The following is a 21,657-nucleotide window of genomic DNA, read 5'->3' on the forward strand; positions in this document are numbered from 1 at the left end:
ACAGTGCATTAGTGTACGCTGCTATAAAGATTACGGATTATTTTCTTAACAAAAAGTATCATATGAATTTTATTGATGTTCGGTATTTAAGGTTATGCTAACAAACCACTGACGACTTTGTGGCATTCGCTGGCGCTATGACTCCATAAACTTACCGAATGTGTTGAAAGATAACGTCCAGATTTCCTCTCAACCTCATATTCATGGTAATGAATACTGGAAAGTTTATCGCGAAGTTGATGGTGCTGATGTGATAAGTGGCAAGGACCTCATAATAAAGATTATAAAGGTATTGATAGTTACCGAACAGAACGCTTAAAAAAGGAACGATCCTCTATGCATTGCATCCAAATCGTGATCAGTTACCTGCATATACCGTAACTCATCCTACAGTTAGGCAATATAAAGGTGATTCATTAGGATATCATGAGGTGTCACAAGTGAAACTTAACCCAGATTTCCCTGTACGAACCAAAGTTAGGGCATATTATGTATCTGAGGATATATTTGTTGCTAGTGGTCGTGCAACGGCGAATCCTCAGTTCGGAAAGGGGGGGGATGCAGTTTTACATACCTGAAGAAGCAAGAGGTAAATTAATTCCTGGTAAGGTTATAGATATATGAAAAAGATGACATTTAATGTAAAAAATGGGAATGTTAAAATTGATAATTATCCTATTGAACTTAGTTCTTTTGAAACATTTACTTCATCTGACTTTTACAAAACCCATCCGCAATTTACTAAGATAGGTAAATTTTATTTTTCGAAAGATGATATTGAATGGGAAGGGCAGAACTTTATCGTAGAGTTCAGACCAGCAATTTTCTCATTTAATCCATCTCTTTTTCTTACAAGTAAAGACGGAGATTTTTATCAATCACTCAAAGATTGGGATAAGAGGGCATCGTTAAAAAATCTAGAAGAGGAAGAAAGACGATTGACAGAATGGGTTCAAAATAAATTTTCCAGAAACAATATGGGAAAGATAAATAAGCCTCCATATGGAACAAAATGGACTTATGAATGGGGAGAGATAACAGTGCAATCAAATGAAAGATCCTTTGATTGTGGGATATATATTGAATGGGATCTTAATCTCTGATGGTAATAAATCGTACATTACATATATGAGTTATCCACTCATGGAACGAAAGTCATATTGTCCAATAGTGATATTTAAATTTATTATAGATGACTGCCTTATTTGGTATACGAGATAAAAACTCGGATTAATCCCTTTTTTCCAAATGAAATAATAATCTTCTTCGTACATCTTTTATAAGTGAGTCTAAAAAAGAGAAATGTATAATGAAATGCATAAAGAATAGTTAGATAATAATTTTGTAAAAATTGGATTTATGGCGAAATGAATTACTCACTTCCAGGATTCACTATATACACCTTAGTTGATCTTTCAATAAAAAACAAGATATGGCGTTGGTTATTAGTAAATGCCATAAGGTAAAGAGAGTCTCAAGACACAACTGAAACTATTTAAACTTTACTCAGGAAGTTTAGTATGTCGTCATCTTTAACAGTGCAATTTTTCCATTCTGCACGCAGGGGGCGCTGACCACCCGCAACGAGTACGACTATTTTGGTCGACTGCATCGCCGGAACGCCTTTACCGGCAATGCCCAGCGTCCGGCACCGCGATGCGAGTCCCGCCACTGGGATTACGACTACCGCAATAACCTGGTACGGGAAGATCGGGATGATAACCCGTTCAGCTGGTACCGCTGGCAATACGAAAGCGTCGGGCGTTTGCTTGTTCAGGACGGCACGCTACCCGGGCAGGAGCAGTGGCGCTGGGATGCTGCCGGTAAACCGCTTGAAGGTTCTGCTGAGAAGGTTACGCACAACCGCCTGACGCAGCTGAATGGTATTCGCTGGCATAATAATATCCATGCTCGCACCGTAGAGAAGGATAACGGCCAAACCCGAGGAACCGCAACAAACCGCAGACGCAGGTCAGCTTCCGCTACGATCTGCTCGGTCGCCGCATCAGTAAAATGCGACACCAGATGCTGGGCGGGCAGCCAACCGGTAAGCTTGTCACCACCCGGTTTGTCTGGGAAGGGTTCCGCCTGCTGCAGGAAGTGCACGGGGACGTGCCGCTGACCTGTGTCTACAGCGACCAGGACAGCTACGATCCGCTGGCGCGTATTGATGGCGTGGATGCACCGGAGATCTTCTGGTTCCACTGCCAGCCCAACGGTACGCCGGAGCGGATGACGGATAGCGAAGGGCAGGTGCGCTGGGGAGGGGTGAACAGCGCCTGGGGCAAGCTGTTGCGGGAAAGCGAGACGCAGTTATCAGGATATTCTCAGAACCTGCGTATGCGGGGCAATACCCGGATCGTGAGACAGGTCTGCACTACATTCTATTCCGGTATTACGACCCGGACTGTGGGCGGTTTACGCATCAGGACCCGATAGGACTGGCGGGGGGATAGACCTTTACCAGTATGCGCCGAATGCGCTGGGATGGGGGGATCCGTGGGGGTTGAAACCAAGATGTGCACCGACGAAAGCAAATGACCATAATCAGGCTGCTTTCGGCAGGCAGTGGCAAGGTCATGGGGAGTACAAAGGACGCGACTTATGGTCTGACACAATGTTAAAAGAAGGTGATGTCATCTACGGTGGTGCTCCTGGACAATCTGGTTTTTATTTTGATAAGGCAACTCTCGATGCCGCTGGCGGTAGTAGACAAAAACTATGGGAGAGGTTGCAGGTACAGCCACATAGAATATTTGGATTCCGTAGCAAAATTCAGGCGTACCGTGTAAAACGAGATGCAGTTGCTGGAACGGGACAAGCATTATCATAAGATCCTGTTGTTTTTGGTCAGGGAGGAGGAACACAATTTTCCTTTCAAATTATAAAATTGTGCTTGAGCCTATTGGCAAGCCTTTTGATATCGGAATATGACTATGAATCTTGCTATAGATACAGGCGCTTTTTTCTTCAATAAAATGCTGATGCTGACACCACTTATAACCAAAAAAGAAATAATGAATAATGATAATTTAAATTGGGAGCCTTGGCCAGATAAGGGATGTGATACAGTCTCTTATAGAGCTATTTTTAACATAAAAGGAAATACGCATGGTGATATTTATTTGATAGTTAACTTTATTCAACCTAATGATGAAAATGCTATTATAGGTAGTTGGAGTTTCGCACCTTATAAATTAATCGATGGGGAGCAAAAAAATCCAGAGGGGAAAGTCACAAAAAAATTAAGGTGTTGGTTCAAAGAAAAAACTAATGTTGACCTCCCAATTCATGGTGCATGGGGCCATATTAATACGGCATATGACCATTGGAATTGTTTAGGTGCAATTTATTGTAATTATCGTTCTGGTTTCAGAGATGAAAAATCCTGGAGGGATTATTGCAAATGGAATAATATAAAATCATGAATTGAATGCGCATTGGTGTAAAAAACCTCGCAATTATTTAATGATGGGGTGTCGAAAATAAAGCTTGCGACTGTTGAAAGCATACCTTTTGAGGCCAGTGTGAAGACAGAACTCCTGGAAAATGTGTTTTAACCCCGTAAGAAAATCAAACGTTAAACAAGAGTTCATCACATCGCCATCTTTAACGATGTAATCTTTGCCTTCCGCACGCATCTTGCCTGCTTCTTCGCGCCTTGTTCACCCTGCTCTCAATAAGCTGTCGGTTTCAGATTTTAGCCGCGACGAACTTCACCGTGAGACCAGCCGCACCCAGGGGCTGCTGACTACCCGCAGCGAGTACGACCGTCTTGGTCAACTGCATCGCCGGAACGTCTTTACCGGCAATGCCCAGCGTCCGGCACCGCGATGCGGGTATCGCCGCTGGGATTATGACTACCGTAATAACCTGATACGGGAATAGCGGGACGATAACCCGTTCAGGTGATACCGCTGGCAGTATGACAGCGCCGGGCGTTTGCTTGTTCAGGACGACACGCTGCCCGGCCAGGAGCAGATGCGCTGGGAAGGGGCGAATAGTGCCTGGGAAAAACTGCTGCAGGGAAGCGGGACGCAGCTATCAGGATATTCTCAGAACTTGCGTATGCAGGGGCAATACCTGGACCGTGAGATAGGACTGACAACAATCTGTTTCGGTATTATGACCCGGACTGCGGTAGGTTTACGCAGCAGGACCCGATAGGGCTGGCGGGGGGGATAAACCTTTACCAGTATGCGCCGAATGCGCTGGGATGGGTGGATCTGTGGGGGTTGAGTCGTGAGTGTAGCGGTAAAACAAAACCTGATTTCTATGTTGGGCCTGCTGGTCCAGGCGCTACAATGCCTTCAACTGCTTATCGTTATGTCCGATATTTGAATGACGATGGCAGTTTAGATAAATGGGTTCCTGGTCTTATCGAAACTAAAAAAGTGCCTGAAACGTATTTTGGATTCGAAAAATTTTATACGGGTAAAGCGGCTCGTGATGCGTTTCAGATAAAAGGTCCTGATAAAGTTGATCCGACTTTACCAGCGGATGTTTCTTGGAGTGATGCAAGAATTAGAGGAACATTTGATACATTGCAACTTTATGAAAATGGTACTCCTCAAGTGAGGCATCCAAGAATGTTTGGGGATGAAGTTGGTGCACCATTAGAACAATTTACAAATGCTTATCCGCAGTATGGGAAAGGGGGCGTAGAACAAATGCACGCAGAAAAACGGGAAATTACTTTCGACAAAATTGATATTCTTCCGGAGGAATAATGAATTACGATTCATACAATGAGGTGCTCGATTATTTCAAGGAGTTTTTTAAGTCAAGAGTAGAGTCCGCACGTTATTTAGAAAAGCTAATAACTTTGATTGAAGCTTCTCGCTCTGAAAAAACTGTGACAATAAGAGGTATTTATGAAACGTACATGCAGTATGTAAAAGAAAATAGAGAAAATATAAAAGTCATCGCTGGAGAAAAAGAAATGTGGATTAATTTATTGAACCATTGGCAATAGGTTTTATTGTCACAAAGATTCCATTGGAAATGGTTCTTACAAACCAGCGTGAATATCCTGCTGGAGCATCTTTCGAAAGCCGAGTCTTGCCTTTGGATACGCTAGATAAACCATATAAAACCTACGAAGTGGTTGCTCCAGTACATGCATATGCAGGACCCGCGATACCTTGGTTTGAACAACCAGGAGGGGGAACTCAATATGCACTATCTAAATCAATAAAACAACTATTGGCTGATAAAAAAATTAGAGAGAAATAAATTTCATGAGTCTGGGAAGTTATAATTTTAAACCCAAGAGAACAATATATGATGGAAAGGATGATGATTTTTATGATTATTCAGAAAAAATATCCATACCAAAGTTAGATTGCGAGATTGTTTTCAAAAATGAAGATGCCAAACCTCTTTGGGGTATACATGATGATTTAAAAAAACAAATCTTGAAAAATATCTCTGGGATAAAGATTAAAACATATAGCGATGATCTAAGCCCCTCCTATAAATATAACGATTTAGATATTTATGTTTATTCCAGTTTGTTTGCAGGCAATGTTTTGCATATAGTTTTAGCTGAGGGTGAAAGTCAGGCTGCCAGATATAAAATCATATTATTAGGGTTTGTATTAACTGACTGCAATTAACGCTATTTCAGCGAAATAGCATGGTGATGCAAGTTTATTCCCATCTTCTATTGTCGATAAATTACGAGGCCGGGAAGTAAAATCCTTTGATGATTTTAGCGAGAACTTCTGTATAGGGGGATATTTCGATTCGCATCTTTCAAAGCAATGTTGTTCATCAAATGTTACCAGAATGCGGGGCGGAAAGCTCCAATAGCGCATGCTATGCAATGGAACGTGAAAAATAGATATTTTGTACTACACCATAGAACCCCTGCCCAACATGGAGGCGGTGTATATGATATTGATAATCTGGTAATTATTACGCCAAGATATCACCTTGACACACTAGACCGTGCTTATCCTTTTTAAGGAGTAATATGCAAAGACAAAAGCTTATTGAACTGATAAAAAAAATCCAACGTAGTGAAGGTACAGAAGAGGAAGCTGAGAACAACATTGACCTACTTTGTAGAAGTGTCGCAGACCCTCAGGCAGCCAATTACATTTATTATGAAGAACTTAGCGCAGAAGAAATTGCTGATAAAATTATAAACTACAAACCAATCCAACTATAAATATTATTCTGGTGGCGCAATGAGTCTCCCATATGAAAAAAATCCATGCCAAAGCGTGGATTTTTTCCATTCAAAACAGATCAAACGTTAACAAGATGTTCACCACGTCGCCATCTTTAACGATGTAATCTTTACCTTCAACAGGCATTCGGACTTCCTCCTTACGCACCTTGCTGACCCTTACCCTCAATATTTTGCTTGTACAGGACAGCACGTTGCCTGGCCAGGAGCAGTGCCGCTGGGATGCTGCCGGTAACCCGCTGGAAGGTTCTGCTGAGAAGGTCACGGACAACCGCCTGACGCAGCTGAACGGCATTCGCTGGCGCTATGATATCCACGGCCGCACTGTGGAGAAGGATAACGGCCAGACGCGCTGGCACTACCGCTACGACGGTGAAGATCGCCTGACGGAAGTGATTAGCCAGCCGCGGGACCGCAACAAACCGCAGACGCAGGTCAGCTTCCGCTACGATCCGCTCGGTCGCCGCATCAGCAAAACGCGACGCCAGATGATGGGCGGACAGCCAACCGTCAAGCCGGTCACCACCCGGTTTGTCTGGGAAGGGGTCCGCCTGCTGCAGGAGGTGCACGGGGACGTGCCGCTGACCTGTGTCTAAAGCGATCAGGACAGCTACGACCCGCTGGCGCGCATTGATGGCGTGGATGCCCCGGAGATCTTCTGGTTCCACTATCAGCCGAACGGCACAACGGAGCGGATGACGGATATTGAAGGGCAGGTGCGCTGGGAAGGGATGAACAGCGCCTGGGGCAAGCTGCTGCGGGAAAGTGAAACGCAGGTATCAGGATATTCCCAGAACCTGCGGATGCAGGGGCAATACCTGGATCGTGAGACAGGGCTGCACTACAAACTGTTCCGGTATTACGGCCCGGGCTGCGGACGGTTTACGCAGCAGGATCTGATAGGGCTATATGGCGGGTTAAATCTTTACAGCTATGCTCCTAATCCATTAGGTTGAATAGCTCCGCTGGGTCTATGCAAGAGAGGGGATCCCAATGCAACTGAGTCTATATTTAGGGTTCAAGCGGGAATTCCACCAAATGCAAGTCGGGTCAGAATCAAATTAGATTCTGCTAATAACCCCAAAATTCAGCGTGGACCACTTAAATAGTGGAACCTTAAATATCAGTATTGGAGATAGCTCGCATGCTCAGCATTTCCTTGATATTAGAGGTGGTAATGCAGAAATTGTCTCCTTTCAACTTCCTAAGTGGATGGCGGATTTCATAGAAGAAAGTGCAATACCTCAGGCCGTTTATCGTACTAATCCGTTAAATCAAGGTTGGTTAGCTCCTAAGCGTGTCGATCCGACAACGCCAGGTAGATCGTATGAATTACCATCAATGTGGGCAGAATGGCTTGAAGAAGTAGCGATTCCAGGCTCGGGGAATGTAAAATAGGTTACTATATGAATGTTAATAAAGATGATGAACTCCTTGTAATAGTGAAGAACGAAGGAAGATTTTACTGGTTCGTTGCCTTTAAAGAAATGTGGGTTTTGGACAGAGTTAAATGGGTAGACGATTTTGTGAAAAACGGGGTGGAAATTAACTTACAGGATATCCATAAAGAAAGATATGACATACCAGTAGTAAATGAAGAAAACGTACAAATATTCATTGATAACTTAATTAAAGAGGGTTATTTATACGATAAGGATGATATGTCTGTGGCGTTTTACAATAGGCTTTCAGAAAAAACAACCTGGTGGGATATATATGATCTAATGCCGGATTTATTTATAGACTTTGATAGTAAGCGACTATATTCTGAATATGTTGAGAATATGCATTATCACAAATATGTTCCTGATGGATGGTTAGGTAAACTTGTTGATTTCTGCAGTGATGGAACGTTACCTCAAGATGAAATATTCTGGATAAAAAATGAAACAGATTATAGAAGCATTGTGATCGTTAAACGGTAAAAATATACTTTCGGCATATCATTATTAGACTATGCAATGTTAGATTCAACACGTTAATTAGTCTTTGTATTAAATGAACAAAAGCCGTTACCAGGCGTTTTGACAAACTTCAATGCACTGTGTGACAAAGTATATTTGTCTGCACCTCCCCAAGGGACTTTTTTATTGCTTAACATTCACTCTTCCAAGGGAAGTCATCATTGTCTGTAGTTATGCGGTAAAAAAACGGCTGGCATGATTGGTTTTTCATATGATGCATAACGTATTTTCCCAATCCGGACCCGCGTATTAAGATTAAAATACACATAAACGTTATAACAATACCGGGTGGCAAAAGAGGAGCTGCATAAACAGTTCCAACAATCGGCGTAAAAACCTAACTGAGAGGCAAAGGATGAGCACGGTTTACATAGTTATTTTAACCTATATAAAACCACTCGAAGAGATTGACGCAGCGATACCTGCTCATGTTGAGTGGCTTAAAAAAGGATACGTAGAGGGGGGGGCTGACGTCCGGTAGACGGATCCCAAGAAACGGTGGTGTCATTCTCCCTAAGTGTGAGAGTCTTGCCTCTCATGAAGAGCGCTTATGCGAGGATCCTTTTCAGAGGTTAAAACTTGCGACTGCCGAAATCATTCCTTTTGAACCCAGTATGAAGACAGAACTCCTGGAAAATGTGTTTTGACCCCGTAAGGAAATCAAACGTTAAACAAGAGTTCATCACATCGCCATCTTTAACGATGTAATCTTTGCCTTCCGCACGCATCTTGCCTGCTTCTTCGCGCCTTGTTCACCCTGCTCTCAATAAGCTGTCGGTTTCAGATTTTAGCCGCGACGAACTTCACCATGAGACCAGCCGCACCCAGGGGCTGCTGACTACCCGCAGCGAGTACGACCGTCTTGGTCAACTGCATCGCCGGAACGTCTTTACCGGCAATGCCCAGCGTCCGGCACCGCGATGCGGGTATCGCCGCTGGGATTATGACTACCGTAATAACCTGATACGGGAATAGCGGGACGATAACCCGTTCAGCTGGTACCGCTGGCAGTACGACAGCGCCGGGCGTTTGCTTGTTCAGGACGGCACGCTGCCCGGCAAGGAGCAGTGGCGCTGGGATGCTGCCGGTAACTCGCTGGAAGATTCTGCTGAGAAGGTCACGCACAACAGCCTGACGCAGGTCAGCTTCCGCTACGATCCACTCGGTCACCGCATCAGCAAAATGCGACGCCAGATGCTGGACGGACAGCCAACCGGCAAGCCAGTCAGCACCCGGTTTGTCTGGGAAGGGTTCCGTCTGCTGCAGGAAGTGCACGGGGACGTGCCGCTGACCTGTGTCTACAGCGATCAGGACAGCTAGGACCCGCTGGCGCGCATTGACGGCGTGGAAGCACCGGAGATCTTCTGTTTCCACTGTCAGCCGAACGGCACGCCGGAGCGGATGACGGATATCGAAGGGCAGGTGCGCTGGGAAGGGGTGAACAGCGTCTGGGGCAAGCTGCTGCGGGAAAGCGAGAAGCAGGTATCAGGATATTCCCAGAACCTGCGGATGCAGGGGCAATACCTGGACCGTGAGACAGGGCTACACTACAATCTGTTCCGGTATTACGACCCGGACTGCGGGCGGTTTACGCAGCAGGACACATAGGGCTAGTGGGAGGATAAACCTTTACCCGTAGGCGCCGAATGCGATTGGGTGGGGTTGACTTCTTACACATTGATTCATGATACAGCCGAAGAAGAGATGAAAGATATCACGAAGAGTGGTGTAATAAGACCTTCAACAGGAGATATACTTGTCCGCTTCGAGGATGGACAATACTTCATTAATATCATACCTGAAATGATTGGCGGACTAACACTTCAAAGATATTGATGCAATTGTGAAAATGTTACTAGGCCAATTAGAAGTTGATAGATATGGTAATGCAAGAAAATTAAAAGGAATAAGCCATTTTGTAGAAATAGCTGCTATTGGCTTAGACGGTAATTGAATCACGAGAAAATACACTTTTGATCTTGTATATAAAAGATTTTGATGATTCTACAAGAATTGTTAAAAGAGGGAGGGATTATAGTTGGAGAAAAAATATTTTAAAGGAAACGTTGATTTTATCTCTGGGCAAGGGCGCATTCTTAGTGAATTTATAGGAGATGTCGCGACACGTCAAATAAATATTATTGATGGTGAGTATTATGCTTCTTCCTCTTTGTTAGATAAAAACGAACAAGTAGGTTTCCTGCTTTATGATGGTAAGAAAAGCGACTTAGACTTAAGTGACTCTGAAGAGATTTCAAATGAAGAATTTGAAAGTGTCTGGATGGATTCACTCGATTCATTTAAAGAAAAAAACCGAATAAAGTATTTATCCGGAGATGCTGTAAAGTGTTTGAACAAATCCACAATCATTGCTCACATTGTAAATAACAAAGGCAAATGGGGAAAGGGATTTGTTTTGTCTCTTTCGAAAAAATATCCTGCTTCGAAGGAAAACTATCACAACAATTTTAAAGATAACGGCGTTCCAGAATTAGGCACGGTAGATTTTGTTATGGTTGATGATCAAAAAAGGATATTTGTTGCTAATATGTTTGCTCAGGATGGGATCAAGAAAAATAACAATGATGATAATCAATATGTATGCTATGAATTCTTAGATGTTTGTCTCGCAAAATTGTCTGACTTTGCGTTGGTGAATCGTCTTTCAGTACAAATGCCAAGAATAGGAGCTGGCCTTGGTGGTGGTGATTGGAGTATTATAGAGTCATTAATATTAAAAAATATTTGTTATAAGATGATTGATTGTACTGTATTGACTTTATAATTTTAAGTTAAATTTAGATACGGTTTTTTAGTAAGGCTTATTTGCTGCTCTAAAATAAATGCATTATTGACATAGGCAAGGACTTTAGTATGCAAATATCTATAATAAATACTATTGAAAAGGAAACGAGTTACACGATAACAAGAACTACATCGAGGCTTTGAGCAATAACAACAAGTCCAGAAAGCGCTATCTTAGCTGAAGGGTGCATTGGAACTTGCCAACTGGATATTTGTATGCTTGTACAGCCCTTACTTCGATCTCGCGGAGTATGATAAGGCGAAGAAATGGGGTGAGACCACATTACGCACACGTCGAACGAATATAGGTACTGCGCCATTTATCGACCTCGGTACGGTCCGTTACGAGTGGAATTATTCGAGGAAGCGAATAAATATTTTAACGATGCTTATGTTTATGGAAAACAGCGTGCTTTTCAGGATCGGCCTAAAAATACCTTAAGTTCTCTATGCGCAAGAGGGCATAAGATAGTTAACTTATGAAATTTACAATTTAAACAATAGGTTAACACGATGCCATCTTTAAAAATATAGTCTTTCCCTTCCGCACGAACCTCGTCTGCTTCTTTTGCACCTTGCTCTCGATTAGCGGTTAGTATACTCGCGACGTACTCCACCGTGAGACCAGCCTTACGCAGGGCTGCTGACCATCCGTAGCGAGTAAGATTGGCTGACACAGCTGAATGGTATTCGCTGGCGTAAAGCTAACCGGTAAGCCCATCACCACCCGGTTTGCTTGAGAGGGGGTCCGCCTGCTGCAGGAAGTGCGGGGAATGTGCCGTTGAACTATGTCAACAGCGATCAGGAGAGCTACGATCCGCTGGCGCGTATTGATGGCGTTGCTGATCTGAGATTTCCTGGTTCTACTGCCATCCTAACGGCATGCCGGAGCGAATGATGGATAGTGAAGGGCAGGTGCGCTGGAGAGGGGGAGACAACGCCTGGTGCAAGTTGCTGCGAAAAGGCGAGACGCAGATATCATGTTATTCCCAGGATCTGCGTATGCAGGGGCAATACCTGTAACGTGAGACAGGACTGCACTACAATCTGTTCCGTTATTACGACCCGGACTACGGACGGTTTACTCAGTCGGACCCGATAGGGCTGGCGGGGGGGAAACCTTTACCAGTATGCACCGATAGATAGGTCATTATAGATTAAGTGTTTATGAAATTGGAAGCTATCCTTATTTGAGAGATATAGTTAATGATGGCCACACTGGACTTGATGCTCATTATTGGGTGCGAAATTTATTTTGAAAAAATATTTTTGAAGGTTATAATCCTAAACGCTGAAGAAACATATCGGCATTAATAAAAGTTTGGGATAGGTGTAGTTTGCATGGATTCTATAAAAACAATTAACAACTAATTATCTGTAGGCAATTTACAACACTTTTCCACATTGTTAATTTCTACTGATTCACTAACAAATGCTAGTCTAATTGCAATGACATTTGTTTTTAATATGGCTTGTTCTTATATCGGTAAACAAATATGGTAAAACAGGATTTAATCGATCAGTTGGATAAAATTGAACAACTAGTGCACAAATCTTTACCTGCTGAATATAAGCGATTTATGGTTGAGAATGTTAGAGACACTGACTCTTATGAGATTAAAAGAGCGAATGGTGAACAGTTATATGTATTCAATTGTTTCGATTTACTTGAAAGAAATATTACATACAAAATTCAAGAGGTTGAACCTGAATTTTTATTGATTGGTCAAGATGGCGATCTGGGGTATTTTCTGAATTTGTGTAGAGGTACTGATGAGGTTTATTCTTTAGAACTTGGTGCGTTAGGAAGCTTGGATATGATTAAAGAAAGTAATACTATATTTATGTTATAAGAGTTTCTGATTCATTTATGGACTATTAGTTTAATATCAATAAAAATCAACGCCAAAGCGTGCATTTCTTTTGTTCAAAACAAATTAAACGTTAAACAAGAAGTTCAGCGCGTCACCATCTGAACGATATAATCCTACTCTTCGGCAAGAACCTTGTCTGCTTCTTTTGCACCTTGCTCTCGATTAGCGGTGAGTATACTCGCGACGTACTCTACCGTGAGATCAGCCGTACACAAGGCTTCTGACCACCCGCAGCGAGTACGATCGCATGGGCCAACTGTATAGCCGGGACGTCTTTGTCGGCAATGCCCGTCGCCAGCGCCGCTGTCATGCAGCAGATAACCCGCTCGAAGATTCTGCTAAGTAGTAGGTCGTTAATAATTGTAAGACGCAACTGAATGGCATTCGCTGGCGTAAACGCGATACCAGATGCTGGATGGCAACTGGCAAGCTAGTCACTTCCCGGTTTGCCTGGGAAGGGTTCCCCCTGCTGCAGGTGGTGCATGGGGATGTGCGGCTCACCTATGTCTATAGCGATCAGGACAGCAACGATCCGCTGGTACGAATTGACGGCGTAGATACCCCGGAGATCTTCTGGTTCCATTGCCAGCCTAACGGCATGCCCGAGCGGACGTCGGATAGCGAAGTGCAGGTGCGCTGGGAAGGGGTGAACAGCGCGTGGGGAAAGCAGTTGCGGGAAGCTGAGACGCAGGTATCACGATTTTCTCAGAACCTGCACATGCAGGGGCAATACCTGGACTGTGAGACCGGGCTGCATACAATCTGTTCCGGTATTACGATCCGGACAGCGGGCGGTTTACGCAGCAGGGGCCGATAGGGCTGGTGGGGCGATAAACCTTTACCCGTATGCGCCGAATGCGCTGGGGTGGGTGGATCCTGTTGGTTTAACCGTTTGCAAAAGCGGATGCCCTAAACGATCAATGAGTAACATGTCTTTTGCTGAGTGGATTAAAAGAAAAAAGTGGAAATAATACCCATGTGTATTTAAGATATAAAGATGTCAGACCTATCTATGTAGGGATCACTAAGGATGTAGATATCCGTGCTGTACAGCTTGGTGACTTGGTGAAATGTTCGACAAAATAGTTAGAATTACTGAAGAACTGTTAAATTGCGGTCATGCGTGGATCAGAGAACCAGAAATTATTCACAATAATCCCCACTTTTAAAATTCTATCAATAGCATAAGTCCGACAAGAAAGTTATACTCGGATGCTATTATGTGTGGCGGAAATTGGCTTAAATAATAGGGTTAATGGAAAATGGCCGATAGACTTACTATAGTGCCAGCAAAAGAAAATCAAAAAAAATGGCCTAAAGAAGGCGATGTTTTTTACTTTCAGTTAAATGATGGTCGGTTAGGCTATGGCATGGTCTCTTTGGGTAAAATAGATGTCGGCCCGTTCAAGAATGCCATAGTTATATATATATATAACTATTTTACATTTTCGCTTCAAGAAGATGCTGTATTGGCAAAAGATAATTTGCTGCTGTCGCCAATTATTACTGATAATTCATGTTGGAAAAACGGTTATTTCGTAACGTTTAAAACTATCGACATGCGCGAAGTGGATGTCTTACCTCAACATTATTTTAAAAACCCTGTTAGAAATAAAATATATGATCATCATGGCGTGGCAGTAGACTCGCCGATTGAGAATATACTAATCGGTGAAGAGTCGATTCAATTCTATAAAAGCGTTGTAAAATCTATAGAAAGTATAGTTAACTAATATGCAGGTCGGTGAGTAGTTTGTGTTTTTCGGTCTTTTATTTTTACCGCAGCATGTTATGATGATTAGCTTATAAAAAACATATTGTTAGATTTTTGAGTACCAGGTGGGCTTATACCTATTTTTAACCTAATCCCTTCATTTATTACTTGATAATTTATAACTATAGAAACCGATGCTGCCGTATTAGTTATTTATGATTTAATGCTATTAAAGCATAGAATTAATGAGGATGTAGATTGGTGCAGTCTACCAAAAGATGAAGAAATAAAAATGCAATATGTTATCTCCAATCTTGGTGGTGACGGAACCTATAATGTCAATATTAGATACGATGTTGGTGAGTATACAGTTGCATAATTCTTAAGCGTATCTTCTGGGAAAGTTTTCATCGGGGAGGGGGAGAATGTTACGGGCGGCGCCCTTGATCCTGATGACTCCGAAGCTATGTCAGATGAGTTTATTACTTTAGAACCTGGCAATTATGAAGTTAAATATACAAAACAAGGTGCGGATGTTCTCATTTCCTTTACACCAGATGCTGGGCGGACAGCCAACCGGCAAGCCGGTCACCACCCGGTTTGTCTGGGAAGGGTTCCGTCTGCTGCAGGAAGTGCACGGGGACGTGCCGCTGACCTGTGTCTACAGCGATCAGGACAGTTACGATCCGCTGGCGCCTGTCGATGGCGTTGATTCCCCGGAGATTTTCTGGTTCCACTGCCAGCCGAACGGCACGCCGGAGCGGATGACGGATATCGAAGGGCAGGTGCGCTGGGAAGGGGTGAACAGCGCCTGGGGCAAGCTGCTGCGGGAAAGCGAGACGCAGGTATCAGGATATTCTCAGAACCTGCGCATGCAGGGGCAATACCAGGACCGTGAGACAGGGCTGCACTACAATCTGTTCCGGTATTATGACCCGGACTGCGGAAGATTTACGCAGCAGGACCCGATAGGGCTGGCGGGGGGGGATAAACCTTTACCAGTATGCGCCTAATGCGCTGGGGTGGGTGGATCCGTGGGGGTTGAGTCGTAAATGTAAGGATCCATCTAAAGAAGCAACGAAGTGGCAAGGCCCTGGAAATGATGATTATCCCGGTATTGATGTTTATAAGAATAGGAAGCTGAAAAATGGTACAATTCTTTATGCTCTTTACCCGAATGGGAATCAACAACCCTCATATACTGTGACATTCCCAACAGTCAATCAATATAGAGGCGATCCTTTGGGTTATCATCAAGCGTTACAGGTAAAATTAGATCCTCGATGGCCTGTACGTACGAAATTAAGGGCTTTCTATGTAAGCGAAGACATAGATGTTGCTTACGGTAGAGCTGCAGCCAATAAGTTGTATGGAGATGGGGGAGGACTTCAGTTCTTTATCCCAGAGGAATCGAGACATCTTTTAACCCCAGGAAAGATTATAGATATATGATAAACTTAAATTTTAATGCGAAAACGGGAAAGCTAATTTTCGATGGTCTAACTTTAGAGATTGATACTGAAGAAGGATTTTGCAACAGTAAACTTTATCACAAACTAAATACGTTTAATGCTGTAAAGAAATACATGCCTTATCACTATCTTATTGATCCGGTGTTTTTTTGCGATAAAGAATTTGAAATTAACATACGGCCAATAGGTTTTGGTTTTCCTTTTGTGGTTCATCTTGTCGATAAAGATAGTGAATATTATAAATCCCTAAAGGACTGGGATGCGAGAACTAATATTAACATGCTAAATAACTCAGTGAAAAGCTTGTCTGATTGGCTAAACCTTTCTCTGAATTTAGGGGTTCCTGATATTACGAAAACAGAAATGATTAGATGGGATTATGAATGGGGCCGAATTTCTGTCTCGTATGAGACAAAGTCATTCAACCATGGTATATATATAGTTTGGCATTCAATATAATCAATAACCAAGGCTTGCCTAAATTAAGTTATTGACTAATAACATCATCCATTTACTTTTAATCTTACTTATTATTGGAGTTAAAAGTTATAGAGGAAATGAAAATAACTAATCGACTTAAAAAGAAGTTATTAGTCCTCGATGGCATTGACAATGATTTCATAGAGTATGGAAAGGAAATATCATGCCCTGAATGTGACGGGGTAATAGTCTACTCTATCGTAAACTCATATGAGTTTGACACGCTTACTGAAGAGGTAAAAAGCTTTTTGGTTAAGAAAAGGAGAGGTGTGAAGCTTGTTAGTGAACATAAGAAATATAGCTACGACGATAGCCAATTAGATGTTTCGAAAAATACATGTTCAAAGTGTTTGAAAGATTTTTCTAGTGTATTAACGTATAAAGAAGTGCAACCAGCACGATACCGGGTATATCTTGTGGGGCTTTTTGAAGGTGATTTGAAAAAGATCAAACTTTAAAAGTTGAGGTTTACCAATGATTGAAAATCTCATTTATTTTAAAGAAAATAACCTGCTTCATTGGGCTAGTGGTGAAAGTAACAGAGTGGTTAGTATGCCATTTTTAGACCATGCAATGGTCGACTCAACACGCCAGTTAGTCTTTGCGTTAAGCGAGTCTAAGCCATTACCAACCGTTTTGACCATCTTCGATGCTCAGGGCGAAAAACTATTTTGATCTGCACCTCCTGAAGGTGCGACTTTCTATTACTTAACATTCAATCTGTCAAAGGAAGTGGTCGTTTTCTGTAGCTATCCAGCAAAACAAAATGGTTGGCATGATTGGTTTTATTCCTGGGATATGAAGCGTAACGCGATTGTCTCAATCGGGCCCTGCATATTAAGATCAAAAGCGCTAAAAAAATGATAACTATAATCGGTGGCAAAACAGGGACTGTATCAGCAGTTCCAACAAGAGGTTTAAAAAAACAGAGTTAAGAGGCAAAGGATGAGCACGGTTTACATTGTCATTTTGACCTATATAAAACCACTCGATGAAATCGACGCAGCGATACCTGCTCATGTTGAGTGGCTAAAAAAGGGGTATGCAGAGGGGATTTTTCTGGCGTCCGGTAGACGGATCCCAAGAAACGGCGGTGTCATTCTCGCTAAGTGCGAGAGTCTTGCCTCTCTTGAAGAGCGCTTACGCGAGGATCCTTTTCAGAAGTTAAAGCTTGCGACTGTTGAAATCATTCCCTTTGAACCCAGCATGAAAACAGAACTCCTGGAAAATGTGTTTTAACCCCGGAATGAAAAAAATCCACGCCAAAGCGTGGATTTTTTTCATTCAAAACAAATCAAACGTTAAACAGGAAGTTCATCACATCGCCATCTTTAACGATGTAATCTTTCCCTTCCGCACGCATCTTGCCCGCTTCTTTCGCGCCTTGCTCACCTTTGTAGGTGATGAAGTCTTCAAACGCGATAGTCTGCGCACGAATGAAGCCTTTCTCGAAGTCGATGTGGATCTTACCGGCTGCCTGAGGCGCAGTCGCACCGACAGGGATGGTCCACGCACGCACTTCTTTTACACCAGCGGTGAAGTAGGTTTGCAGGTTCAGCAGCTCATAGCCCGCGCGGATCATGCGGTTCAGGCCCGGCTCTTCCAGACCCTGCTCGGCCATGGACTCTTCACGATCGGCGTCGTCCATTTCAGCGGTATCGGATTCCACCGCGGCGCAAACCGCTACCACTACCACTACCGAACCTTCACTGCTCGAAGGTTCTGCTGAGAAGGTCACGCACAACCGCCTGACACAGCTGAACGGCATTTGCTGGCGTTATGACATCCATGGCCGTACCGTGGAGAAGGATAACGGCCAGACCCGCTGGCACTACCGCTACGACGGTGAGCACCGTCTGACGGAAGTCATCAGCCAGCCGCGGGACCGCAACAAACCGCAGACGCAGGTCAGCTTCCGCTACGATCCGCTCGGGCGACGCATCAGCAAAACGCGTCGCCAGATGCTGGGCGGACAGCCAACCGGCAAGCCGGTCACCACCCGGTTTGTCTGGGAAGGGGTGAACAGCGCCTGGGGCAAGCTGCTGCGGGAAAGCGAGACGCAGGTATCAGGATATTCTCAGAACCTGCGCATGCAGGGGCAATACCTGGACCGTGAGACAGGGCTGCACTACAATCTGTTCCGGTATTACGACCCGGACTGCGGTAGGTTTACGCAGCAGGACCCGATAGGGCTGGCGGGGGGGATAAACCTTTACCAGTATGCGCCGAATGCGCTGGGGTGGGTGGATCCGTGGGGGTTGAAATGCAAGTCTACGGAAGATGGTCCGATTTTAGGTCCTCATGGAAGTTTAAAAAATGACTTACGCCCTGGACAATCACATCACTTAAATCAGGATGCTGCATTCCGTGACATTATTCCTACTAATAGTGGAGCAGCGATAAAATTAGAAGGTAATGCGTTCACTCAACCAGGTATTCCACATTATGAAGCTCATAAATCTTTAGAACAGTTTTGAATCAATTTAGGAAAGGCGGAGCTTCATACCGAGAAATGCCTTCCAATCTCCATTATACTCAGGCATTGAAGCATCCACTGGAGGCTGCTGGTTTACCAGCAAATCAGGTGAAAGAAGCAGTCAGATATAGTATTCAAAATCGAATGCAGCATGGTGCGCTTGGTGGTATGAACGTACCTGGGATCCCAGGAAAAATAAATCAGGTTAAATCATGAAAATATCCCCGTTAGCAATAGACAGGTTAACCAAAATTAATTGGTTTGTTAATCTTGGTGTGGCGACGACCCTCCCTGGGGTTATCCAGGTTCAGTCTCTTAGCTTATTTATAAAAGGCTTGAATAGCGATGAATGGGAAAGTGCCACATTGGAAGCTGGCAATGAAATAACAGGTTATCTCGCAAAGAAACATACTAACAATTATCAATATTGGAACTCTTTGGTCAAAGAGGCTAAGAAAGTGGCGGAGAATGATATTATCCCAAAAATAATCTTCCCAGATTCTGAGAAAAGCTCAATGATTGAGAACTTAAAATGGGATCTTGTGAATTACTTGCTTGAAGATGCGTATAGTTCTTTACTACGAGAGCCGTTTTTTTTTAACGGATTGATTAATGTTTATGAAGCTGGTCATATGCCTTGTGGATGGTCAGGAACTTGGCCTGCGGGAAAACTAGTTATCTACTGATAGATTCGCAAGAAAAAAATCCACGCCAAAGCGTGGATTTTTTTCATTCAAAATAAATCAAACGTTAAACAGGAAGTTCATCACGTCGCCATCTTTAACGATGTAATCTTTCCCTTCCGCACGCATCTTGCCTGCTTCTTTCGCGCCTTGCTCACCCTTGTAGGTGATAAAGTCTTCAAACGCGATAGTCTGCGCACGAATGAAGCCTTTCTCGAAGTCGGTGTGGATCTTACCGGCCGCCTGAGGCGCAGTCGCACCCACAGGAATCGTCCACGCACGCACTTCTTTCACGCCAGCGGTGAAGTAGGTCTGCAGGTTCAGCAGCTCATAGCCTGCGCGGATCACGCGGTTCAGGCCCGGCTCTTCCAGACCCAGCTCGGCCATGAATTCGTCACGGTCAGCGTCGTCCAGCTCTGCGATGTCGGATTCAACGGCAGCGCAAACCGCTACAACCACTGAACCTTCAGCCGCCGCGATTTCACGCACTTTGTCCAGGTATGGGTTGTTCTCGAAACCGTCTTCGTTAACGTTGGCGATGTACATAGTCGGCTTCAGAGTCAGGAAGCTCAGGTATTTGATTGCCGCCTTGTCTTCTTCCGTCAGGTTTTTCAGCGCGCGCAGCATGCCCGCGTTTTCCAGCTGTGGCAGACATTTTTCCAGCGCAGCCAGTTCTGCTTTCGCATCTTTGTCGCCACCTTTGGCTTTCTTCTGCACGCGGTGAATAGCGCGTTCACAGGTGTCGAGGTCAGACAGTGCCAGCTCGGTGTTGATCACCTCGATGTCGTCAGCCGGGTCCACTTTGTTGTTAACGTGGATGATGTTGTCGTTCTCGAAGCAACGCACAACGTGACCAATTGCTTCCGTTTCACGGATGTTGGTCAGGAACTGGTTACCGAGGCCTTCGCCTTTGGATGCACCTTTCACCAGGCCCGCGATGTCCACGAACTCCATGGTGGTCGGCAGAATGCGCTGCGGCTTCACGATTTCCGCGAGCTGGTCCAGACGCGGATCGGGCATTGGTACAACACCAGTGTTCGGCTCAATGGTACAGAACGGGAAGTTCGCCGCTTCAATACCTGCTTTGGTGAGCGCGTTGAACAGGGTGGATTTGCCCACGTTTGGCAGACCGACGATACCGCATTTGAATCCCATTTCTAAATCACCTTAATATCTTGATAATCAATCCGTTAACGATAACCGATTGATGAAAAGTAAATAACTACGCCTATTATACACGTAACCCGCACCACGCGCGGTAAAAAAGCCGTATCGGGCGGATTATTGCGCTTTGAAAGCGTGTAAGCGGTTTGTCGCTTTGGTTAGGCCATCCTGCAGCCAGATTTCGGTGCAGCGCACCGCTTCGTCAACCGCTTCGTCAATCAGTTTCTGCTCAGAAACCGGTGGCTTACCCAGTACGAAACCGACAACTTTGTTTTTATCGCCCGGATGGCCGATTCCCACGCGCAAACGGTGGAAATTGGGATTATTGCCCAGCTTGCTGATAATGTCTTTCAGACCATTGTGACCGCCATGACCACCGCCCAGTTTGAATTTTGCCACACCGGGGGGCAGGTCCAGCTCATCGTGGGCCACCAGAATTTCATCCGGGTTAATGCGATAAAACGTCGCCATGGCTGCAACAGCTTTGCCGCTCAGGTTCATAAAGGTGGTGGGCACCAGCAGACGGACATCTGCGCCAGCAAGATTGATACGTGAGGTATACCCGTAGAATTTTGGTTCTTCACGCAGGGGAGCACGTAACCGTTCGGCCAGCAGATCAACGTACCAGGCACCGGCATTGTGGCGGGTCGCCGCGTACTCTGCGCCTGGGTTCGCGAGGCCGACAATCAGTTTAATCGTCACGATTCAATTCCTAATGGGTTCCAGATCTGGCGCGTAGTTTACTGTCTGACGCGCCGCTTGACAAAATTCTGCTGCCCGAACCGCGAGATATGAATAATTACTTATCTGAACAATTAGAATTTCAAGC

General features: G+C 44.3%; 23 protein-coding genes and 12 pseudogenes. 29 read left to right on the plus strand and 6 right to left on the minus strand.

Annotated features, from left to right (window positions below):
• The first annotated feature begins 620 nt into the window (after nt 1-620).
• The 4 genes and pseudogenes from BJ887_RS05645 (at nt 621) to BJ887_RS23050 (ending at nt 3,428) form a co-directional block, all read left to right on the plus strand.
• A complete protein-coding gene (locus tag BJ887_RS05645) occupies nt 621-1,103 on the plus strand; it encodes a hypothetical protein (protein ID WP_063215734.1) in 483 nt (160 codons plus the stop codon).
• Between the two features lie 455 nt (nt 1,104-1,558).
• Nucleotides 1,559-2,512 (plus strand): annotated as a pseudogene (locus BJ887_RS05650) (RHS repeat domain-containing protein); the annotation flags it as partial.
• A gap of 105 nt (nt 2,513-2,617) precedes the next feature.
• A complete protein-coding gene (locus BJ887_RS23045) occupies nt 2,618-2,833 on the plus strand; it encodes a hypothetical protein (protein ID WP_162269160.1) in 216 nt (71 codons plus the stop codon).
• Between the two features lie 103 nt (nt 2,834-2,936).
• Entirely contained in the window at nt 2,937-3,428 is a 492-nt protein-coding gene (locus tag BJ887_RS23050) for a hypothetical protein (RefSeq protein ID WP_063934448.1), read from the plus strand.
• A gap of 145 nt (nt 3,429-3,573) precedes the next feature.
• On the opposite strand, the pseudogene BJ887_RS23275 reads toward BJ887_RS23050, so the two are convergent.
• Nucleotides 3,574-3,673, minus strand: a pseudogene (locus BJ887_RS23275) (DUF933 domain-containing protein); the annotation flags it as partial.
• Nucleotides 3,674-4,304: 631 nt separating this feature from the next.
• Here BJ887_RS23275 and BJ887_RS23065 point away from each other — a divergent pair.
• The 6 genes and pseudogenes from BJ887_RS23065 to BJ887_RS05680 all read left to right on the plus strand — a co-directional run bounded on the left by BJ887_RS23065 (nt 4,305) and on the right by BJ887_RS05680 (nt 6,175).
• Nucleotides 4,305-4,730: a hypothetical protein gene (locus BJ887_RS23065; RefSeq protein WP_229216829.1), complete on the plus strand. Its 426-nt coding sequence runs from the start codon at nt 4,305-4,307 to the stop codon at nt 4,728-4,730.
• Complete coding sequence (locus BJ887_RS05665; RefSeq protein WP_121339526.1) at nt 4,730-4,975, plus strand: hypothetical protein; 246 nt, start codon at nt 4,730-4,732, stop codon at nt 4,973-4,975. The genes BJ887_RS23065 and BJ887_RS05665 overlap by 1 nt, the downstream gene beginning before the upstream one ends.
• 29 nt (nt 4,976-5,004) lie before the next feature.
• The gene (locus BJ887_RS05670; protein WP_229216807.1) at nt 5,005-5,235 is read left to right on the plus strand and encodes a TNT domain-containing protein; all 231 of its coding nucleotides are present in this window, start codon (nt 5,005-5,007) and stop codon (nt 5,233-5,235) included.
• A 5-nt stretch (nt 5,236-5,240) separates the two neighbouring features.
• Nucleotides 5,241-5,618, plus strand: a complete 378-nt coding sequence (locus tag BJ887_RS05675) for a hypothetical protein (RefSeq protein WP_121339529.1) — start codon at nt 5,241-5,243, stop codon at nt 5,616-5,618.
• 46 nt (nt 5,619-5,664) lie between these two features.
• Nucleotides 5,665-5,969 (plus strand): annotated as a pseudogene (locus BJ887_RS23280) (colicin); the annotation flags it as partial.
• Between the two features lie 8 nt (nt 5,970-5,977).
• Complete coding sequence (locus tag BJ887_RS05680; RefSeq protein WP_049023489.1) at nt 5,978-6,175, plus strand: hypothetical protein; 198 nt, start codon at nt 5,978-5,980, stop codon at nt 6,173-6,175.
• A gap of 70 nt (nt 6,176-6,245) precedes the next feature.
• Here the strand turns inward: BJ887_RS05680 and BJ887_RS23070 are convergent, their stop codons facing one another.
• On the minus strand, nt 6,246-6,344 hold the full coding sequence (locus tag BJ887_RS23070) for a DUF933 domain-containing protein (protein ID WP_196761980.1): 99 nt from the start codon (nt 6,342-6,344) through the stop codon (nt 6,246-6,248).
• Nucleotides 6,345-6,369: 25 nt separating this feature from the next.
• On the opposite strand from BJ887_RS23070, the pseudogene BJ887_RS05690 reads away from it, so the two are divergent.
• The 4 genes and pseudogenes from BJ887_RS05690 to BJ887_RS05700 form a co-directional block, all read left to right on the plus strand.
• Nucleotides 6,370-7,149 (plus strand): annotated as a pseudogene (locus BJ887_RS05690) (RHS repeat domain-containing protein); the annotation flags it as partial.
• 139 nt (nt 7,150-7,288) lie between these two features.
• Entirely contained in the window at nt 7,289-7,594 is a 306-nt protein-coding gene (locus BJ887_RS23075; RefSeq protein WP_126488231.1) for a hypothetical protein, read from the plus strand.
• A gap of 8 nt (nt 7,595-7,602) precedes the next feature.
• Nucleotides 7,603-8,121 carry a hypothetical protein gene (locus BJ887_RS05695; protein ID WP_049023182.1) on the plus strand — a complete coding sequence of 173 codons (519 nt, stop codon included), beginning with the start codon at nt 7,603-7,605 and terminating at the stop codon, nt 8,119-8,121.
• A 394-nt stretch (nt 8,122-8,515) separates the two neighbouring features.
• A pseudogene (locus BJ887_RS05700) lies at nt 8,516-8,807 on the plus strand (YciI family protein).
• A 13-nt stretch (nt 8,808-8,820) separates the two neighbouring features.
• Here BJ887_RS05700 and BJ887_RS23285 read toward each other — a convergent pair.
• Nucleotides 8,821-8,920 (minus strand): annotated as a pseudogene (locus BJ887_RS23285) (DUF933 domain-containing protein); the annotation flags it as partial.
• A 269-nt stretch (nt 8,921-9,189) separates the two neighbouring features.
• On the opposite strand from BJ887_RS23285, the gene BJ887_RS23290 reads away from it, so the two are divergent.
• The 13 genes and pseudogenes from BJ887_RS23290 to BJ887_RS05775 all read left to right on the plus strand — a co-directional run bounded on the left by BJ887_RS23290 (nt 9,190) and on the right by BJ887_RS05775 (nt 17,744).
• Nucleotides 9,190-9,480, plus strand: coding sequence for a hypothetical protein (locus BJ887_RS23290; RefSeq protein ID WP_380025009.1), 291 nt, complete (start codon nt 9,190-9,192; stop codon nt 9,478-9,480).
• Nucleotides 9,481-9,504: 24 nt separating this feature from the next.
• The gene (locus BJ887_RS23295; protein ID WP_020882325.1) at nt 9,505-9,768 is read left to right on the plus strand and encodes an RHS repeat domain-containing protein; all 264 of its coding nucleotides are present in this window, start codon (nt 9,505-9,507) and stop codon (nt 9,766-9,768) included.
• Nucleotides 9,769-10,198: 430 nt separating this feature from the next.
• The gene (locus BJ887_RS05715) at nt 10,199-10,945 is read left to right on the plus strand and encodes a macro domain-containing protein (RefSeq protein WP_121339534.1); all 747 of its coding nucleotides are present in this window, start codon (nt 10,199-10,201) and stop codon (nt 10,943-10,945) included.
• 727 nt (nt 10,946-11,672) lie between these two features.
• Nucleotides 11,673-12,103: pseudogene (locus BJ887_RS05730) on the plus strand (RHS repeat-associated core domain-containing protein); the annotation flags it as partial.
• 358 nt (nt 12,104-12,461) lie between these two features.
• On the plus strand, nt 12,462-12,818 hold the full coding sequence (locus BJ887_RS05735; RefSeq protein ID WP_121339536.1) for an SMI1/KNR4 family protein: 357 nt from the start codon (nt 12,462-12,464) through the stop codon (nt 12,816-12,818).
• Between the two features lie 176 nt (nt 12,819-12,994).
• A pseudogene (locus BJ887_RS23300) lies at nt 12,995-13,732 on the plus strand (RHS repeat-associated core domain-containing protein); the annotation flags it as partial.
• Nucleotides 13,733-14,101: 369 nt separating this feature from the next.
• Nucleotides 14,102-14,572: an Imm26 family immunity protein gene (locus tag BJ887_RS05745; protein WP_121339538.1), complete on the plus strand. Its 471-nt coding sequence runs from the start codon at nt 14,102-14,104 to the stop codon at nt 14,570-14,572.
• A 204-nt stretch (nt 14,573-14,776) separates the two neighbouring features.
• Nucleotides 14,777-15,070 (plus strand): annotated as a pseudogene (locus tag BJ887_RS05750) (DUF6386 family protein); the annotation flags it as partial.
• A 31-nt stretch (nt 15,071-15,101) separates the two neighbouring features.
• A pseudogene (locus BJ887_RS23085) lies at nt 15,102-16,005 on the plus strand (RHS repeat-associated core domain-containing protein); the annotation flags it as partial.
• The gene (locus tag BJ887_RS05760; protein ID WP_121339540.1) at nt 16,002-16,484 is read left to right on the plus strand and encodes a hypothetical protein; all 483 of its coding nucleotides are present in this window, start codon (nt 16,002-16,004) and stop codon (nt 16,482-16,484) included. The pseudogene BJ887_RS23085 and the gene BJ887_RS05760, both read left to right, overlap by 4 nt.
• A 98-nt stretch (nt 16,485-16,582) precedes the next feature.
• Nucleotides 16,583-16,963: a hypothetical protein gene (locus tag BJ887_RS05765; protein ID WP_121339542.1), complete on the plus strand. Its 381-nt coding sequence runs from the start codon at nt 16,583-16,585 to the stop codon at nt 16,961-16,963.
• 16 nt (nt 16,964-16,979) lie between these two features.
• Nucleotides 16,980-17,180: a hypothetical protein gene (locus BJ887_RS23090; protein ID WP_020882339.1), complete on the plus strand. Its 201-nt coding sequence runs from the start codon at nt 16,980-16,982 to the stop codon at nt 17,178-17,180.
• A 270-nt stretch (nt 17,181-17,450) separates the two neighbouring features.
• Complete coding sequence (locus BJ887_RS05775) at nt 17,451-17,744, plus strand: YciI family protein (RefSeq protein WP_014170518.1); 294 nt, start codon at nt 17,451-17,453, stop codon at nt 17,742-17,744.
• A 55-nt stretch (nt 17,745-17,799) separates the two neighbouring features.
• On the opposite strand, the pseudogene BJ887_RS05780 reads toward BJ887_RS05775, so the two are convergent.
• Nucleotides 17,800-18,228: pseudogene (locus BJ887_RS05780) on the minus strand (DUF933 domain-containing protein); the annotation flags it as partial.
• Between BJ887_RS05780 and BJ887_RS05785 the strand changes: the two are divergent.
• Both BJ887_RS05785 and BJ887_RS05790 read left to right on the plus strand, forming a co-directional pair.
• Nucleotides 18,218-18,772, plus strand: a pseudogene (locus BJ887_RS05785) (RHS repeat-associated core domain-containing protein); the annotation flags it as partial. The pseudogenes BJ887_RS05780 and BJ887_RS05785 sit on opposite strands and share 11 nt — an antisense overlap.
• Nucleotides 18,773-19,193: 421 nt before the next feature.
• Nucleotides 19,194-19,667 carry a hypothetical protein gene (locus tag BJ887_RS05790; protein WP_121339546.1) on the plus strand — a complete coding sequence of 158 codons (474 nt, stop codon included), beginning with the start codon at nt 19,194-19,196 and terminating at the stop codon, nt 19,665-19,667.
• Nucleotides 19,668-19,724: 57 nt separating this feature from the next.
• Here BJ887_RS05790 and ychF read toward each other — a convergent pair whose 3' ends face one another.
• Together ychF and pth are read right to left on the minus strand one after the other, a co-directional pair.
• Nucleotides 19,725-20,819: a redox-regulated ATPase YchF gene (ychF, locus tag BJ887_RS05795; RefSeq protein WP_014170508.1), complete on the minus strand. Its 1,095-nt coding sequence runs from the start codon at nt 20,817-20,819 to the stop codon at nt 19,725-19,727.
• Nucleotides 20,820-20,945: 126 nt separating this feature from the next.
• Entirely contained in the window at nt 20,946-21,530 is a 585-nt protein-coding gene (pth, locus tag BJ887_RS05800; RefSeq protein ID WP_006175913.1) for an aminoacyl-tRNA hydrolase, read from the minus strand.
• Nucleotides 21,531-21,657: the final 127 nt, after the last annotated feature.

Source organism: Enterobacter sp. WPR_3_1, from assembly GCF_003635055.1.
In the GTDB taxonomy this organism is placed as follows: domain Bacteria; phylum Pseudomonadota; class Gammaproteobacteria; order Enterobacterales; family Enterobacteriaceae; genus Enterobacter; species Enterobacter ludwigii.